We start from the raw sequence: 15,871 nt of genomic DNA, 5'->3' as shown, positions 1-15,871 counted from the left end.
TTGTGAATTAAGTAAAAATGAATTCATTAATGTCTAACTAAGATCTCTTAAACTGTTACAAGCTTGTTTATCATTCCTTTGAATATAAAACCATGAAAAGGTAATACACTATACCAATATAATCTGCCCCAAATCCCTCTAGGCCTGAAAGTAGCTGTTTGTTTGAGTAAACCCTCTTCAATTTTGAATTCTAACCAAGCTTCACCAGGAAGTCTCATTTCTGCATAGAGTAGAAGTTTTTGTTGTGCTTTGTCTGCATAAATAACTCGCCAAAAATCTAAGGCGTCACCAACTTCTAAATTGGTAGGACTTGTTCTACCTCTGCGTAAACCGATGCCTCCAAATAGTTTATCGATATAACCTCTTATTTTCCAAAGAAATGTACCGTAATACCAACCATTTTTTCCGCCAATACTCCAGATTTTATCAATAGTTTTTTCAGTATTTATGACTTTACGTTCTTTATAATCTGTAAAACAACCATATTTTGGTACATTGATATATTTATGAAGATTATTTCTAAGTCTTCCGCTGCTTATCATAGAGTCTTTCCAGCTAGAAACAATACTATTTTGTTCTATTTTTTCGAAAGCTAATTCAACAGCTTGTTTGTAAGTCATAGGATTGACCTCTAGAATTTTATTGATATTACTTGGTTTTCCAATGATTTGAATTCCCATACTATCTACCAATGAAGATGCTAATTTGTAAGACGTTGAAGTGACAAAATACAACCAATAGGAGGATAGTTTAGGAGTCATAATAGGAACCGTTAAAATGTACCGTTTTAGACTTCTTACTTCTGCAAATTGTAACAGCATTTGTTTATAGGTTAATACTTCAGAACCAAAAACATCATACGATTTATTATATAATTTCTCTTTTCCGGCACTTCTGTGTAAGAATGCCAAAACATCTCTAACAGCTAAAGGTTGTGTTTTTGTGTTTAACCATTTTGGAGCAATCATAAATGGTAATTTTTCAACTAAATCTCTTATAATTTCAAATGAAGAACTACCAGAGCCGACAATGATTCCTGCTTTAAAAATGGTGAGACCATAGGCATCAGATTTTAAACAGTCTTCCACATTTTTTCGTGATTGAAGATGTTTAGATAAATTAGTTTCATTGGTAATTCCACTAAGGTAAATGACTTGTTTGGCATTTGTGGTTTCTATGTAGTTTTTGAAATTAATAGCACAACGTTCCTCTAGTGATTCAAAATCGTTTGAAGAGTTGGACATAGAGTGAATCAAGTAATAGACAATATCAATATCTTTTGGAATATTGTGTAGTGTTTCAGGCTTTAAGAAATCGGCTTCAACAATTTCAATTAAATCTTCATTTGCATAATTTTTATCAGCACGAAGTTTATCTCTAATCGCACAAACAACACGATGATGGTCATTGAGTAATAACGGAATTATCCGTTTCCCAATGTAGCCTGTTGCACCTGTTACAAGGATTTTCATAACCTAATAGAAGTATTATAAGTTTCGAAAATTATTAATGGTAATAGCTTTCGCTTTTAAATCGAACATTAAATTATATAGGCCAAAAAATGTTCGATTCATATAGATGAAATGTTGAGAACCTCTATTTCCATTCATTTTGCGTAACTCCGTATTTTTAGAATATTTTTCACCTAATGCTGCAATTTTTCCGAAGAATGTATCATCTGAAAAATCAAAGATTTCAGCATGTAATGGTTGTGTAAAAAGACTCAACATTTCATGAAACATTGCTGTAAAAAAAACAATTTCTTCTTTTGAGTCATCTTTGCGTAAAATTTCAAGCTCGTAGAGTTTTGTTTCAAATTTTGCTTTGTTTACTATGTTTTCTGTTTCAGCCAATTCAAAATAAGGTTTGTAAAACTCTTCTGGAATTATCTTCATGCAACCAAAATCTAAAGCGATGAGTTTAGAATCCTCAGAAATAAGAAAGTTTCCTGGATGCGGATCTGCATGTACTTTTTTAAGATTGTGAATTTGATACATATAAAAGTCCCAAAGAGCTTGTCCTATTTTATTAGCGACTTCCTGATTTGTATTATGTGCTGCAAATTCTGAAAGATGTTCACCAACCATATAATCCATAGTGATGATTCTCTCATTAGAAAGTGCTTCATAATATTGAGGAAATTTTAGATTTTGAATATGACTGCAAGCTTCAACAATTTCTTTGCTTTGTTTTACTTCTAGAATATAGTCTGTTTCTTCTGCTAATTTATGTTCAACTTCTTTAAAATACTTATCAGAGCCTTTTCCTTTAATATTAAACATGCTCATGGCAATTGGTTTTACCATGGCTAAATCTGAAGCGATACTTTCTGCAACGCCTGGATATTGGATTTTCACAGCAAGTTTTTTCCCATCCTTAGTTGCCACATGGACTTGTCCAATACTGGCAGCATTTACAGACGTTGCATTAAAAGTATCATATAATTCCCTTGGAAGTTTTCCAAAGTATTTTTTAAATGTTTTTATTACCAAAGGTGGTGAAAGAGGTGGTACAGAAAATTGGGCTAAAGAGAATTTTTCTACATAGGCTTGAGGCATTATGCTTTTTTCCATACTTAGCATTTGAGCAACTTTTAGAGCACTTCCTTTTAATTGTTTTAATCCATCGTAAATATCTGTAGCATTATTTTTGTTTAAACGTTCTTTTGCTTCTAGTTCTGTTTTGGTTAATTTATCTCCATAATACTTTAGATAGTTCACGCCAACTTTGGCACCTGTTGAAACTAATTTCGATGCACGTTGTATTTTTGATGTTGGTATGTTATCTATCGTTTTCATTTTGGACTAATTTATTACATTTGAATTTTTTCTTTGAAAATAAATTTTCCAAAGTCTATAATGCTTTTCATAGGTGCAACGTCGAGAATATCAAAACTTGTATTGATTGATTTTTCAATAAAAATGTCTGTTTTCTCAAAGCTAGAAGATGTATCATCCATCCAGAATTTGAGAGTTATTAATAGCTGTAACCAAGCAGATTCTTTGAGCCCACGACGTTGAATTTTATCTATTTGCGCTTGCTTAACGTCTATAAGTTCTATTTCTAAACCTCCAATGTAATTGATAAAAGCATGTTTTAGTTCAGAAAGTAGTTGTAAACCCTTTAAGCTATTTTTGTGGTTTTCAAGAGCATAAATAACGTAGCTTCTGTTGGCTGTTAAATTTTCGAAAAATGTAAAATAGAAGCTTAGCAATTTATGTCTTGCATCAAACGAATGGTAGTCATCATTTCTTTCTAGAGCATTATATGTATTATCATAAAATGCTTTGAATATGTGTTTCTCTATGGATTTGAAAGAACTGAAGAATTCATAAAATTTTTGCTCTTCAAAATTATTAGCTTTTGCAAATGCATATACAGTTTTAGGATTATGGTTGTGTTCTAAAACGTAATCCATGTAGAAAGTAATTAAATCATTGCTATTTATGTTTTTCTTTTTTCCCATGATAAAATATTACGATGTAAATATACGATATGTTTAACTATTTTAGATATATGTTAAACAAAATTTAACAAGACATTAGTAATACTTAAAAATTTAATACAGCATCCATCTTGAAAATAGAAAACTTGTAAGATATTAAGAAGGACTTTGTGGTTTAGTTTTGAATTTTTAATGTAGTGGTTTTGAATAGTTCAGTACACTTTAATTTATAGTTTTATTAACAAATAAAGACTCGTCTAGTTCGTAATTTTACAAGAATTATAAACTAATCAATAAATCTAATACTATGAAAAAATTATTACTCGTATTTGCAGTGTTTGCAATTGCTTTCAATGTAAATGCTCAAATTGAAACACCACAACCTAGTCCATTTTCTAAAGTGGAACAAAAAGTTGGGTTAACAGATGTATCTATTGAATATTCTAGACCTAACATGAGAGGGCGTACTATTTTTGGAGATCTAGTACCTTATGGTAAACTATGGAGAACTGGAGCTAACAAAAATACAATGATAACATTCAGTGATGATGTTACTGTTGAAGGTAAGGAGCTTAAGGCAGGATCATATGCTATTTTTGTAACACCTTCTGAAAAATCTTGGGAAGTTGTTTTTTATTCAAACACTGAAAATTGGGGAACTCCAAGTGAATGGGATGACACTAAAGTTGCAGCAAAAGTTACTGCTGAAGTATATCCAATTCCAATGAAAATAGAAACATTTACTATTTCTTTTGATGATTTGACTAGTGAATCTGCTAATATAGGATTGATGTGGGAAAACGCATATGTTGGTGTTAAGTTTGATGTACCAACAGATAAGTCAGTTACTAATGCTATTGATAAAATTATGGCTGGACCTGGAGCAGATGATTATTATGCTGCTGCACGTTATTACTTAGAATCTGATAAAGATATTGATACAGCAGTAAAATGGATTGATAGAGCAATTGATATGACAAAAGATCAACCGCGTTTTTGGTGGTTGCGTCAGCAGGCTTTAATTCATGCTAAAGCTGGTAATAAAGACAAAGCTATTGAAGCTGCAAAAGCATCAATGGCTGGAGCTAAGGAAGCAAAGAATGATGGTTATGTTAAAATGAATATGGAGTCTTTAAAAGAATGGGGAGCAATGTAATCCTATTCATAATTATATAAAAAAAAGACCTTTTGAAATATCAGAAGGTCTTTTTTTATGTGTATTATAAGTTATGCTTCTGAATGCGTATTGTTTTTACTTAAGCTTTGAATTATACATGCTATGCTTATAACAATCACACAACCAACAAAATTCAACCATAAAAATGGAAGGTTGATCAATTCATATTCATTAAGTAGGAATAATCCAATGACAAGAACTTGTGTGATTAAAGCTGCAGAAAATACAGCATTGCCTTTTACGAACTTAAAGAAGAAGCCAAGTAGAAATATGCCTAAGACATTTCCGTAGAAAATAGAACCAATAATATTTACCAGCTGAATCAAATTTTCGGCAAGATTAGCGACACAAGCGACTCCAATAGCAATAATTCCCCATCCTAAAGTAAACCATCTAGACACTTTTACCATTTCGGTATCAGACTTTTCAGGAGTGTTCCTTTTGTATAAATCCATAGTTGTGGTACTTGCCAAAGCATTTAATTCACTAGAAGTACTAGACATGGCTGCGCTTAAAATTACAGCTAAGAGCAATCCTATTAAGCCTCTAGGTAAATTGTTTAAAATAAAGTGTATAAATACATAATCTTTATCATTACTTTCAACTTTAATATTTTGGGAATTTCCAGCTTTTTCAATCAATACTTTAGCGTCTGCTCTAAGTTTATCATTTAAAGTGTTTAAGGAAGCGATTTCTTTAGAGAGATCACTATCATTTGATGCAACAAACGATGAAATTAAAGCTTGTTTGTCTTCAAATATAAGCTGTTGTTTGTCTTGAATGGACTTGTATTCTTCAGCATATTCAGAATTTAAAACGACATCAGTGGCAGTTGGATTAAAGTTTACAGGAGCTTGGTTGAATTGATAAAAAACAAATACCATAACACCTACCAATAAGATGAAAAATTGCATTGGTATCTTTAAAAGTCCGTTAAACATCATCCCAATTTGCATTTCCTTTAAAGATTTTCCGGATAAATAACGTTGCACCTGACTTTGATCTGTTCCGAAGTAGGATAACATTAAGAATGTTCCTCCAATAAGTCCACTCCAAACAGTATAACGATTATTAAAATCAAATGAAAAATCTAGAACTTCCATTTTGCCACTAGCACCAGCAATATCAAGTGCTTTTGAGAAAGTGATGTCAGTTGGAAGCTTGTCAATAATCAAAACAAATGCAATAATCATTCCTGTGAAAATGACAATCATTTGATGTTTTTGAGTCACATTTACGGCTTTTGTTCCTCCAGAAACGGTGTAAATAATAACTAATACACCAATAATCACATTTAGTAGTAGTAAATTCCATCCTAAAACTGCTGATAATATAATTGCAGGTGCAAAAATGGTAATTCCTGCAGCCAGTCCACGTTGAATTAAAAATAAGATAGCTGTTAATGTTCTGGTTTTTAAGTCAAAACGATCTTCTAAAAATTCATAAGCTGTATATACCTTCAGTCGATGGTATAATGGAATAAACACCATACAAATTACAACCATAGCAATTGGTAATCCGAAATAAAATTGCACAAATCCCATTCCGTCATTAAAGGCTTGTCCAGGAGTAGAAAGAAATGTAATAGCACTTGCTTGAGTTGCCATTACAGATAGGCCAATGGTCCACCATTTTGATGTATTACCACCTTTTAAAAAATCTTTTACATTTTTACTGCCTCGAGACTGATATGTTCCATAAACGACAATAAGCAATAATGTACTAATAAGTACAATCCAATCTAATGTTTGCATACTAAAAGGCTTTTGTTATGAAGTAAAACGCAATGATGTAAATAACATTAGCAAGAAGTACAAGTGTGTACATTCGATTCCATTTATACTTTTCCATTGGTTGAAATTTATTTAGTTTAGTTGATATTGTTTTTTCCTAAAGACAGCATGTTTGCAAATAGTCTGTAAGCTCCTGGAACTCCAGCAGGAAATTCTCTAAAGAAACTTAGTCCTGTGTATACAAAATATCCTTTTCCGTGTTTAGCGACTAAAAGACTGCCTTCTTTTGCTGATTCACCTTTATCATGCATTGAAAGAATAGGAGTAAACTCGTTTGCCCATTCATTTGGAAAGTATAAACCACGTTCTTGAGTCCAGCCTTCAAAGTCTTTTGAAGTAATTTTATTAGGATAATTTAAAATTTCATGAGTTGTCGCTAATAAGGTGACATCAGCCAATTCATCAGTAACTCTGTCTCTAGATAATTTTAAATCATAAGGCGCAATAGCGTCAACTTTTACTCTATAACTGGTGTTGTATTGCACAATCATATTTCCGCCTTGAGCGACATAATCAAAAAGAATTTGCTGTTTGAATTTCAGCTCTTCCACTGTATTATAGGCTCTAATCCCTACAACTATAGCATCAAAATGATTTAGGTTTTCTGCTGTAATATTCTTTGGTGTAATAGTGGTTACATTATATCCAATTTGCCTCAGACTTTCAGGGACAACATCACCAGCACCTTCAATATATCCAATATTTTCACCACGTTTTTGAATGTCTAATCTTACAATTTTACTTTCACTAGGTAATAATACAGTTTGAAATGGGATATGGTCATAATCAATTTCTATTAAATCTCTGGTGTATGTTTGTTCTCCAACATGTACCATAGGTGTTAAAAGTCCTTCGCTTTGTTCTTTAGGAGGAATAATAGTAAACGTCAAACGTTGTTCTTGACCTTTGTTCGTAATATTAACTTTTTGTTTTTCTGGGAAAATACTCCAGTCTTTTGGATGCGCAATTTGAACATAGCCTTCAAGATTGTCTCGACCAGCTTTTACAATAACTTCAATGTCACGTTGTGCATCAGAATCTAAAATGATAACTCCTTCTGATAGTTTAGCGGAAGCTTCAGGAATAATTTCAAAAGGTTTGTATAATTCACCTTTATCTGGTTTAGAATAGCGATACACCACAGGTTTTGTAAATGTTATAGGAGTTTTATCAATCAACAGGTTGAAGTCAACATTGAAAACTCGAGGTGTTTCAGGAAGTCCAATATACTTAGCATCCGCTTTATACATTCCTAATGTGCCTTTCTCAGCTAACCAATATGGTGTTGTTGGGTTTTGATTATTTGGAATAGTGATTGGTTCTTTAAAATCAAACTTCATGTTTTCAATAAGTTTGATCTCTTTAGAAATTTGTAAGTTATTAGAAGTGTTAATGCTTCTTAAGGTTATAGATTGTTGACTTCGATTAAGAACTTCAATATTAAGATTGATCGTTTCATTGGAAGTAGCCCAATTAGTTTCAGCTGAAGCTTCTAAATACAATCCAGCACAAGCTACAATAATTGATTTTAATTCTTTGATTTTAATGGTTTTCCAGTGTTTGTCTTCAACTTTAGATAATAGTTGGTAAGCTTGTAATAGTTTAGGAAGGTGTTCTGAAGGATTTCTGAAATTGAAATTCGTTTCAACATCTTGAAGAAGTTCTCCAATTGCATTTCCGCCTTTTACGCGATTCCATGTTGTATCAATGCCTTCAAAAACATTAGTGCTTCCATTTAGAGATTCACCTTTTAAGAATTCTATATATTCTTCTTGAGATCCACGTTGCGTTAATCTGCCAAATCCTTGACATAAATGTTGGCTGCTTGCCATTGAAGCTAGTTCGTTATTTGAAAGTCCTTTTAATGGGTAATAAACACCAATATCAAACATGATCATATTGCTTTTATCTACTTTGTCAAATTCTTCCTTGCCGCCATATCTCCACCAAGATGTGTTATAAAATAAACGCTTTGGTTGCCATAAACCTGTTGTAGATAATTGCTCTGGATAGGATAAAGGGTTGTTTACAAGATCAAAAGCTTCCATGCTTAATAATGCTGAACTCGTATGATGTCCATGAGTTTTTCCAGCTCGTCTGTGATCAAATCTATTAATGATAACATCTGGTTTAAACTTTCTGATAGCTAATATGACATCGCTAAGTACTTTGTTTTTATCCCAAATGGACAAAGTTTCGTCTGGATGTTTTGAATACCCAAAATCATTTGCTCGTGTAAATAATTGCTCGCCTCCATCTACGCGTCTTGCAGCTAATAATTCTTGAGTTCTCATAACTCCAAGTAATTCTCTAATTTCAGGACCAATAAGGTTTTGACCTCCATCGCCTCTGGTTAATGAAAGGTAAGCAGTTCTTGCTTTGACTTCATTAGACATGTATGAAATAAGTCGTGTGTTTTCATCATCTGGATGTGCTGCAACGTATAAAACAGATCCTAAAAAGTTTAATTTTTTTATGGATTCAAAAATCTCGGAAGATGTTGGTTTTTTTTGTTGTTGTGCAAACGTTAGTGATGAAGTAAATAGTAATAAAATTAGGAATTGTAAATGTCTTTGCATATTAGATTTGTTAGCTTAAAATCAAATATAGCAAAGTAATCTAGGGTAGTGGTTTGTTTTAATGTTTCTTTAACTTAAAAGAAATTAGTCTTTATGAATTACAAAAATTGCTGGACGTTTATGTAAATCTACATTAACATGTTTCCATTCTTTAACCGTTAAAGTTTTTATATATTCTGTTGGTAAAGTAATATCACAAGCTATACAAACTCGTGTTTGAGGATGTAGTGCATTACAAATATCTTCTATGATTTTATTATTTCGGTATGGTGTTTCTATGAATAATTGCGTTTGATTTTGCTCATACGAAATACGTTCTAATTTTTTTAGAGTCGCTTTTCTTTCGCTTTTATCAATTGGGATATAGCCATTAAATGCAAAACTTTGACCATTCATTCCCGAACTCATTAAAGCCAATACAATAGAAGAAGGGCCTACCAAAGGCACTACTTGTATGTTGTTTTCATGAGCTAATTTTACAATATCTGCACCTGGATCAGCAATTCCAGGACAGCCAGCTTCAGATAGTAAACCCATTGATTTTCCGTTTTTACAAGTGTCAAGAAAATGTTGGGTTTCTTCTGGCTGTGTATACTTATTTATAATCTCAAATTTAAGAGTAGATTGTTGTTTTCTAGAATCGACTTTTTTTATAAATCGTCTAGCTGTTTTTTCATTTTCAACAATATAATGATCTACCAATTCAATTATTTTTTTTACTGAAATTGGTAATACTTCTAATGGTGGATTGTCACCTAAACGCGTTGGAATGAGATATAGTTTTCCTTTTTCAGTGTGCATCGAATATTATTTTACTATCAATTTTTTAACAATAGTAGATTTGTCATTGAATTCAATATTAATAAGATACATTCCGTTGCTTAAAAATGAAACATCTATATTTTTTTCAGATAATAAAATATTCTCCTCATTGAAGAGAACACTTCCATTTAAGCCGATTATTGAAATAGCATTAATAGTATTATTAAAAAGTGTTATGTTAAGATTTTCTGATGCAGGATTAGGAGTAATAGAAATATTTTGTTTTTCAAACTCAGAAACCGATAATACAGTCCCTTTAACTCTATAAATACTACCTGTAATATCTACGGCATACATTTCTTTATTAATATCTTCTCCAAAAGAGACCCAATACCCATTATTAAAAGCACCATGATTTATTAAATTATTTGAAGCATCAACTGTGCTGATTGTAAAGTCTCCAGTTGTGCCAAAAATATATACTCCAAATATATCACTGTAAACACTTCCTCTATAAACTTGTCCACCAGCTATATTGCAAAAACAAGGTGGAATTGGGTATTCAGCAACAGGGAAAGTTAGAGTTTCCATAGCTGGGCAGCCGTTAGTGTTGTATGTGTTTGAGCCTTCATAGCATCTCCAACCAAAATTATAACCTACAGGATTAACTGCGACTCTATTGACTTCTTCAGTGGTATTTTGTCCAACATCACCAATCCACATCTCATTAGTTTCTTCGTCAAAAGAAAACCTCCATGGGTTTCTCAATCCATAAGCCCAAATTTCTTCTAGAGCATTAGGATTTCCGACAAAAGGGTTGTCTGTAGGAATGGCATAATTATTTCCGTTAGCAACATTGTCAACATCAATTCTAAGCATTTTTCCTAGTAATTCCATTAAATCTTGAGATCTATCTCCTGGATCACCACCTGATCCACCATCACCAGTTGAAATATACAAATACCCATCATTTGGTCCAAAGTGTAAATCACCACCATTGTGATTGCTATAAGGTTGAGGTATGGTCATTAAAATTAATTCAGAACCTGAGTCTGCTGTACTTACTGTACTTCTAGAAAATCTTGAGATTACAGTATCTCCAGAATTATTAGTATAATTCACATAGAAATAACCATTAGAAGCATAGTTTGGATGAAATGCAAGGGATAATAATCCACGTTCACCACCACTAGCAACTCTTGCATCGATATCTAAAAATGGAGTTGAATTGGTTGTGCCATCAGTATTTAAAATTTGGATAGTACCATCTTGTTCAGTAACAAAAAGTCTGTCATCACCTGCGTTTTGTACTTTTATTGGGTCTGAAAATCCAGATGCAAATAATTCTAATTCAATGTTTTGAGAAAAACCATATGCGCACATCATACACATAAAGTATAGGGTAATTTTTTTCATAGCTTTGTAATTTTTTAGGACTCTTTTTGCTAAAAATACAAAAAAACAAATGAATGATTAAAGAAAATTCCTATAAGGTAATGTTTTGTAGCTTGTTTGATAATGTGTTACAAACTTTTTCGAGTAATTGAAAAACATTTTGAAAATCTGAAATATCTCCATAGTAAGGATCAGGTACATGAGTAAGTTGAATTGTGTCTTCTAGTTCCAGAATGCATTTTACTTTAGCGATATCATTAGCGCCTCTCGCTAATGCAATTATGTTTTGGTAATTGGAATCGTCCATAGTGAAAATGTAATCAAATGTATCAAAATCTGACACTTTGAATTGTCTGCCACGTTGGTTTGAAATGTCAATTCCATTAGATTTTGCAACTGCTATTGAACGATGATCTGGAGAATCTCCAACATGATAGTTTGCAGTTCCAGCAGAATCTATATAAAATTGATCAGAAGGTAATTTTGATTCTAATATACCATGAGCTAATGGTGAACGACAAATATTGCCTAAACAAACCATTAAAATACTAGTCATAAGAGAATTTATAAAGAAAGTTTTTTAGAAAGATCTTCTACATACTTTCTAAATTGTTTGTCGGTAGATGATAAGTTGTCTACAGTTTTACATGCATGAAGAACTGTAGCATGATCTCGCTTACCAATTTGAGAACCTATACTTGCTAATGAAGCTTTTGTGTATTTTTTAGCAAAAAACATTGCTAGCTGTCTTGCTTGAACAATATGACGTTTTCTTGTTTTAGATTGTAAAGTGCTAACATCCATTTGGAAATAATCTGACACGACTTTTTGGATGTAATCGATAGAAACTTCTCGTTTAGTGTTTTTAACGAATTTTTCAACAATCTCTTTAGCAAGATTAACAGTGATTTCCTTTTTGTTGAATGATGATTGTGCGATTAATGAAATGATAGCGCCTTCAAGTTCACGAACATTTGTTTTTATATGCTTTGCAACATACTCGATAATATCATCAGGCATTTCAACACCATCACGATATAATTTGTTTTTTAAAATTGAAACTCTAGTTTCAAAGTCAGGGCTTTGTAATTCTGCAGAAAGTCCCCATTTAAAACGAGATAATAAGCGTTGCTCAATATCTTGCATGTCAACTGGAGCTTTGTCACTCGTTAATATGACCTGTTTTCCGTTTTGATGTAAATGGTTGAAAATATGGAAGAATACATCTTGGGTTCCAGATTTTCCAGAAAGAAACTGAACATCATCAATAATTAAGACATCTATAATTTGATAGAAGTGTATAAAATCATTCCTATTATTCTTTTTTACAGAATCAATATATTGCTGTGTGAATTTTTCAGCAGAAATATAAAGGACTGTTTTTTCAGGATACTTATCTTTAATGTCAACACCAATAGCATGTGCTAAATGTGTTTTTCCTAAACCAACACCACCAAAAATCAATAACGGATTAAATGAAGTGCCACCAGGTTTGTTAGCAACAGCTAAACCAGCGTTTCTTGCTAATCTGTTAGAATCTCCTTCTAGGAAATTTTCAAAACTATAATTCGGATTGAGTTGAGATTCGATCTTAACGTTTCTAATTCCAGGAATTATAAATGGATTTTTGAGTTCAGGATTTTTATTATTAAGTGGAACATCAACATCTTGAGATTTCATAGCTCCACGATTTGAACTTGGAATCTTTTCCGTAAATGGTTGTTTGTTACCATACGTATTTTCCATTTTGATAACATAAACTAATTTTGCTGTTTCTCCTAATTCTTTAGTTAAAGCTACTTTAAGAATTTTTACATAATGTTCTTCAAGCCACTCGTAGAAAAATTTACTTGGTACTTGAATGTTCAAAGCATTATCAGAAAGTTTAACTGCTACTATAGGCTCAAACCATGTTTTATAGGCTTGAGGTTGAATATTGTCTTTTATAAAAGACAGACAGTTAGTCCAAACCGATTGCGCAGTTACATCCATTCTCTAAGTGTAATTTTTGTGTTGTTAGTTAGTTAGCAAAAAAAAGAGAAATTCGAGTTTCTCTGTGTTGATTTTTACATGGCAAATATGTGAACAAATTATTTAATAAAAAAATCAAAATGTGTTGATTTTCTAGAATTTTTTCCTCATGTTTAAATCGATTCGAATTTACAAAAAAAATATCAATAACGATGTCCAATTTAACTAAACCCGATGAAATACAATTTAGAGTCCGTTATGGCGAAACTGATCAAATGGGAGTTGTTTATCATGGTAATTATGCGCAATATTTTGAAATAGGCAGAACAGAGTGGTTGCGTAAAATGGGGTTTTCTTATAAACAAATGGAAGAAGATGGAATTATGTTGCCAGTTGTTAGTTTGTCTATAAAATACAAAAAGTCAGCGTGTTATGATGATCTCATTAAAGTGAAAACTAAACTCGTAAAAAAACCAACGGCTAAAATTGAATTTGATTATGAAATTCTAAATGAAAAAGACGAAGTTTTAACAACTGGAAATTCTGTTTTAGTATTTATGGATATTAATAAGAATCGACCTACAAGATGTCCAGACTATATTTTAGACCAACTGCTAATTTAATCGTTTAAAGTTTTGATTTCAATTTCATAAAGTCTGTCAAATATTTCAAATATGGAAGTTGCTTCTTTTAACCTTACAGAAATGATTAGTTCACAACTTAATTCTAAAGTTTGATTTATGACATTTAGATTTTTTTCTTTTACTATACGCATCACTTTATTCATGTTTTTGTAATCAAAAGTAATTGCATATTCAAAGTTAATTGTTTTTGAAATTATTTTTGAGGCTTCTAAAGCCATTTGTGCGCTAGTTCTGTATGCGTTTATAAGTCCGCTAACACCTAATTTTACACCACCAAAATATCTTACCACAACAATAAGAACATTTGTAACTTCAAACGATTGTATTTGTCCATAAATTGGCATTCCTGCACTATTATTAGGTTCACCATCATCATTAGCTCTATACGTGTAGTCTTTTTTTGATTTTCCGATTTGATAGGCATAACACCAATGTCTAGCTTGATGATGTTCTTTTTTTAGTGTTTCTAAGTGTGATTTAACGTCTTCTTCAGTAGTTACAGGAAACGCATAACCAAAAAATTTACTATTCTTATCTTTGAAAAGTACTTCAGGTGATGCTTTGGTAATTGTTTTGTAAATATCTTTTTCGGTCATTAAGACAAAGTTACTAATACAATTGAAATTAGAGCCAATATGATTCCAAACCAATTTGTTTTTGATATAGTTTCTCTAAAAACCATAAGCCCTAAGAGTGTTGATACCATTACAATAGCTACATTGTTCACTGTGAATATTGTAGAGCTTTCTAGGCTTTCGTGATTGAGAGCTTTTAATAAATAATAAATAGAAAAGTAATTCACAATTCCTAAAATACTACCTGCAATAATGGTTCTTAATTGAATTTGTCCAGGTTTCTTAATGTATTTATATATAAGGATAAATGATCCAATAATAAAAGCAAAAGCGAATATGGTTGCTGAAAAAATAGGGATTCCATTTTCTGAAACATAGGTGGTTTCAAGATACTTTATTGAGGTGTCAATAACTCCTGAGCCAAAAAACAATAATATTGGTAGCAGTAAACCTTTTGCAAAATTGCTTGTAGTTTTGGGTCTAACAGAAGTGAGATATACAGCAATTAGTGCGAAAATTATTCCAATAATTTTTTGAAACCCAACTCCTTCATTATAGGCATAAACTCCAAAAATCACTGGTATAATGACACTCATTTTTGAAGCTACAGATACCACTGAAATCCCGTTGCGTTGAGCCGTTAGCGCCATGACATTAAAGACTGCAATAAATAAAAAGGCGAGACCAATTGCACCAAATAACCATTGCGATTCTAAAATGCTTTTTACGTTTAAAGGTTCATCATAACTCCAGATTCCAAATAGGCAAGCAGTGAAATAATTCACAACAATCGCCTGAAATGTATTGATGTTGAATCTATCTAAGAGTTTAAAAATGATAAATAAAAGGGTAGAAGCAGTTATGCTTAAAAGTAGATATATCAAAACAAGTCTTCTTTAATGGAGAATAAATCTATAACATTTTCTTTAGTTTCATCAATATTCCAAATATGAATTCCTAAAGCAGCAGCAGCATCAGTATTGTCTTTTGTGTCGTCGATAAACAAGCATTCATCTGCTTTTAGTTTATTTTGATTTAAAACAAACTGATAAATATCTTGGTTAGGTTTTCTTAAATTTATGTCATGAGATAAATAGAATTGATCAAAACAAGCTTTGAATTCCTCATAAAACGAAACATGTTCTTTAATCCAATTAATATGAATTTCGTTAGTATTACTTAACAAAATAAGTTTGTGTTTCTGTTCTTTTTTTAAGTTTTTAAGGAATGTTAAGCGTTCTTCAGGGAAATCTTTTAGGATGAAATTCCATGCATCTAAAATGTCTTTCTTTGAAAGCTTAGGAAAATTATCAGTATAGAATTCTATAAATTCATCTGAAGAGATTAAACCTTGTTCGTATAAGGTATTAATTGCTATAAGATCTTCAGGTAGTTCGTTTAATTGAAATAATGTGAGTGCATTTTGCATTGCACCTTCTTTATCTAAATTGATGAACACATCTCCAAAGTCGAATATGATTGTTTTAATTTTCATTTTTAAATTCTGTCAGGTCGAGCGCAGTCGAGACC

14 protein-coding genes are annotated in these 15,871 nt (G+C 31.7%); 2 read left to right on the top strand and 12 right to left on the bottom strand.

Features of this window, described 5'->3' with window-relative positions; all coding sequences use genetic code 11:
• Positions 1-47: 47 nt before the first annotated feature.
• Genes MUN68_RS10725 through MUN68_RS10715 form a run of 3 tightly spaced genes read right to left on the bottom strand, consistent with a single transcriptional unit; the run spans position 48 to position 3,466 of the window.
• A complete protein-coding gene (locus tag MUN68_RS10725) occupies positions 48-1,472 on the bottom strand; it encodes an SDR family oxidoreductase (protein WP_249996538.1) in 1,425 nt (474 codons plus the stop codon).
• Positions 1,473-1,487: 15 nt separating this feature from the next.
• Positions 1,488-2,798 carry an ABC1 kinase family protein gene (locus tag MUN68_RS10720; RefSeq protein ID WP_249996539.1) on the bottom strand — a complete coding sequence of 437 codons (1,311 nt, stop codon included), beginning with the start codon at positions 2,796-2,798 and terminating at the stop codon, positions 1,488-1,490.
• A 14-nt stretch (positions 2,799-2,812) separates the two neighbouring features.
• Positions 2,813-3,466, bottom strand: coding sequence for a TetR family transcriptional regulator C-terminal domain-containing protein (locus MUN68_RS10715; protein WP_249996540.1), 654 nt, complete (start codon positions 3,464-3,466; stop codon positions 2,813-2,815).
• Between the two features lie 286 nt (positions 3,467-3,752).
• On the opposite strand from MUN68_RS10715, the gene MUN68_RS10710 reads away from it, so the two are divergent.
• Positions 3,753-4,601 carry a DUF2911 domain-containing protein gene (locus MUN68_RS10710; protein WP_249996541.1) on the top strand — a complete coding sequence of 283 codons (849 nt, stop codon included), beginning with the start codon at positions 3,753-3,755 and terminating at the stop codon, positions 4,599-4,601.
• 71 nt (positions 4,602-4,672) lie between these two features.
• On the opposite strand, the gene MUN68_RS10705 is transcribed toward MUN68_RS10710, so the two are convergent.
• The 6 genes from MUN68_RS10705 to dnaA all read right to left on the bottom strand — a co-directional run bounded on the left by MUN68_RS10705 (position 4,673) and on the right by dnaA (position 13,143).
• Entirely contained in the window at positions 4,673-6,376 is a 1,704-nt protein-coding gene (locus tag MUN68_RS10705) for a sodium:solute symporter (RefSeq protein WP_249996543.1), read from the bottom strand.
• 116 nt (positions 6,377-6,492) lie between these two features.
• Positions 6,493-8,994 carry a PIG-L family deacetylase gene (locus tag MUN68_RS10700; RefSeq protein WP_249996544.1) on the bottom strand — a complete coding sequence of 834 codons (2,502 nt, stop codon included), beginning with the start codon at positions 8,992-8,994 and terminating at the stop codon, positions 6,493-6,495.
• A gap of 84 nt (positions 8,995-9,078) precedes the next feature.
• A complete protein-coding gene (locus MUN68_RS10695) occupies positions 9,079-9,795 on the bottom strand; it encodes an SAM-dependent methyltransferase (protein ID WP_249996545.1) in 717 nt (238 codons plus the stop codon).
• Positions 9,796-9,801: 6 nt separating this feature from the next.
• Positions 9,802-11,172 (bottom strand): PQQ-dependent sugar dehydrogenase, encoded by a 1,371-nt coding sequence (locus MUN68_RS10690; RefSeq protein ID WP_249996546.1) that lies wholly within the window; start codon positions 11,170-11,172, stop codon positions 9,802-9,804.
• Between the two features lie 70 nt (positions 11,173-11,242).
• Positions 11,243-11,707 (bottom strand): low molecular weight protein-tyrosine-phosphatase, encoded by a 465-nt coding sequence (locus MUN68_RS10685; protein WP_249996547.1) that lies wholly within the window; start codon positions 11,705-11,707, stop codon positions 11,243-11,245.
• A gap of 8 nt (positions 11,708-11,715) precedes the next feature.
• Entirely contained in the window at positions 11,716-13,143 is a 1,428-nt protein-coding gene (dnaA, locus tag MUN68_RS10680; RefSeq protein ID WP_249996548.1) for a chromosomal replication initiator protein DnaA, read from the bottom strand.
• A 191-nt stretch (positions 13,144-13,334) separates the two neighbouring features.
• Between dnaA and MUN68_RS10675 the strand changes: the two genes are divergently transcribed.
• Positions 13,335-13,745: an acyl-CoA thioesterase gene (locus MUN68_RS10675; RefSeq protein ID WP_249996549.1), complete on the top strand. Its 411-nt coding sequence runs from the start codon at positions 13,335-13,337 to the stop codon at positions 13,743-13,745.
• Here MUN68_RS10675 and MUN68_RS10670 read toward each other — a convergent pair.
• The 3 genes from MUN68_RS10670 to MUN68_RS10660 are packed head-to-tail and all read right to left on the bottom strand — an operon-like array spanning position 13,742 to position 15,836.
• A complete protein-coding gene (locus tag MUN68_RS10670) occupies positions 13,742-14,362 on the bottom strand; it encodes an IMPACT family protein (protein ID WP_249996551.1) in 621 nt (206 codons plus the stop codon). The genes MUN68_RS10675 and MUN68_RS10670 overlap by 4 nt on opposite strands.
• Positions 14,362-15,225, bottom strand: a complete 864-nt coding sequence (locus MUN68_RS10665) for a DMT family transporter (protein WP_249996552.1) — start codon at positions 15,223-15,225, stop codon at positions 14,362-14,364. Before MUN68_RS10665 ends, MUN68_RS10670 begins: the two co-directional genes overlap by 1 nt.
• Positions 15,222-15,836: an HAD family hydrolase gene (locus MUN68_RS10660; RefSeq protein WP_249996553.1), complete on the bottom strand. Its 615-nt coding sequence runs from the start codon at positions 15,834-15,836 to the stop codon at positions 15,222-15,224. The genes MUN68_RS10665 and MUN68_RS10660 overlap by 4 nt, the downstream gene beginning before the upstream one ends.
• Positions 15,837-15,871: the final 35 nt, after the last annotated feature.

Source organism: Psychroserpens ponticola (genome assembly GCF_023556315.2).
Lineage (GTDB): Bacteria > Bacteroidota > Bacteroidia > Flavobacteriales > Flavobacteriaceae > Psychroserpens > Psychroserpens ponticola.
Note: the sequence above shows the minus strand (reverse complement) of the source record. Positions and strands in the feature narration are given on the sequence as shown.

Excerpts from the sequence above, each read along its gene's own strand:
- MUN68_RS10725 (WP_249996538.1), bottom strand. The coding sequence starts at position 1,472 with ATGAAAATCCTTGTAACAGGTGCAACAGGCTACATTGGGAAACGGATA.
- MUN68_RS10720 (WP_249996539.1), bottom strand. The coding sequence starts at position 2,798 with ATGAAAACGATAGATAACATACCAACATCAAAAATACAACGTGCATCG.
- MUN68_RS10715 (WP_249996540.1), bottom strand. The coding sequence starts at position 3,466 with ATGGGAAAAAAGAAAAACATAAATAGCAATGATTTAATTACTTTCTAC.
- MUN68_RS10710 (WP_249996541.1), top strand. The coding sequence starts at position 3,753 with ATGAAAAAATTATTACTCGTATTTGCAGTGTTTGCAATTGCTTTCAAT.
- MUN68_RS10705 (WP_249996543.1), bottom strand. The coding sequence starts at position 6,376 with ATGCAAACATTAGATTGGATTGTACTTATTAGTACATTATTGCTTATT.
- MUN68_RS10700 (WP_249996544.1), bottom strand. The coding sequence starts at position 8,994 with ATGCAAAGACATTTACAATTCCTAATTTTATTACTATTTACTTCATCA.
- MUN68_RS10695 (WP_249996545.1), bottom strand. The coding sequence starts at position 9,795 with ATGCACACTGAAAAAGGAAAACTATATCTCATTCCAACGCGTTTAGGT.
- MUN68_RS10690 (WP_249996546.1), bottom strand. The coding sequence starts at position 11,172 with ATGAAAAAAATTACCCTATACTTTATGTGTATGATGTGCGCATATGGT.
- MUN68_RS10685 (WP_249996547.1), bottom strand. The coding sequence starts at position 11,707 with ATGACTAGTATTTTAATGGTTTGTTTAGGCAATATTTGTCGTTCACCA.
- dnaA (WP_249996548.1), bottom strand. The coding sequence starts at position 13,143 with ATGGATGTAACTGCGCAATCGGTTTGGACTAACTGTCTGTCTTTTATA.
- MUN68_RS10675 (WP_249996549.1), top strand. The coding sequence starts at position 13,335 with ATGTCCAATTTAACTAAACCCGATGAAATACAATTTAGAGTCCGTTAT.
- MUN68_RS10670 (WP_249996551.1), bottom strand. The coding sequence starts at position 14,362 with ATGACCGAAAAAGATATTTACAAAACAATTACCAAAGCATCACCTGAA.
- MUN68_RS10660 (WP_249996553.1), bottom strand. The coding sequence starts at position 15,836 with ATGAAAATTAAAACAATCATATTCGACTTTGGAGATGTGTTCATCAAT.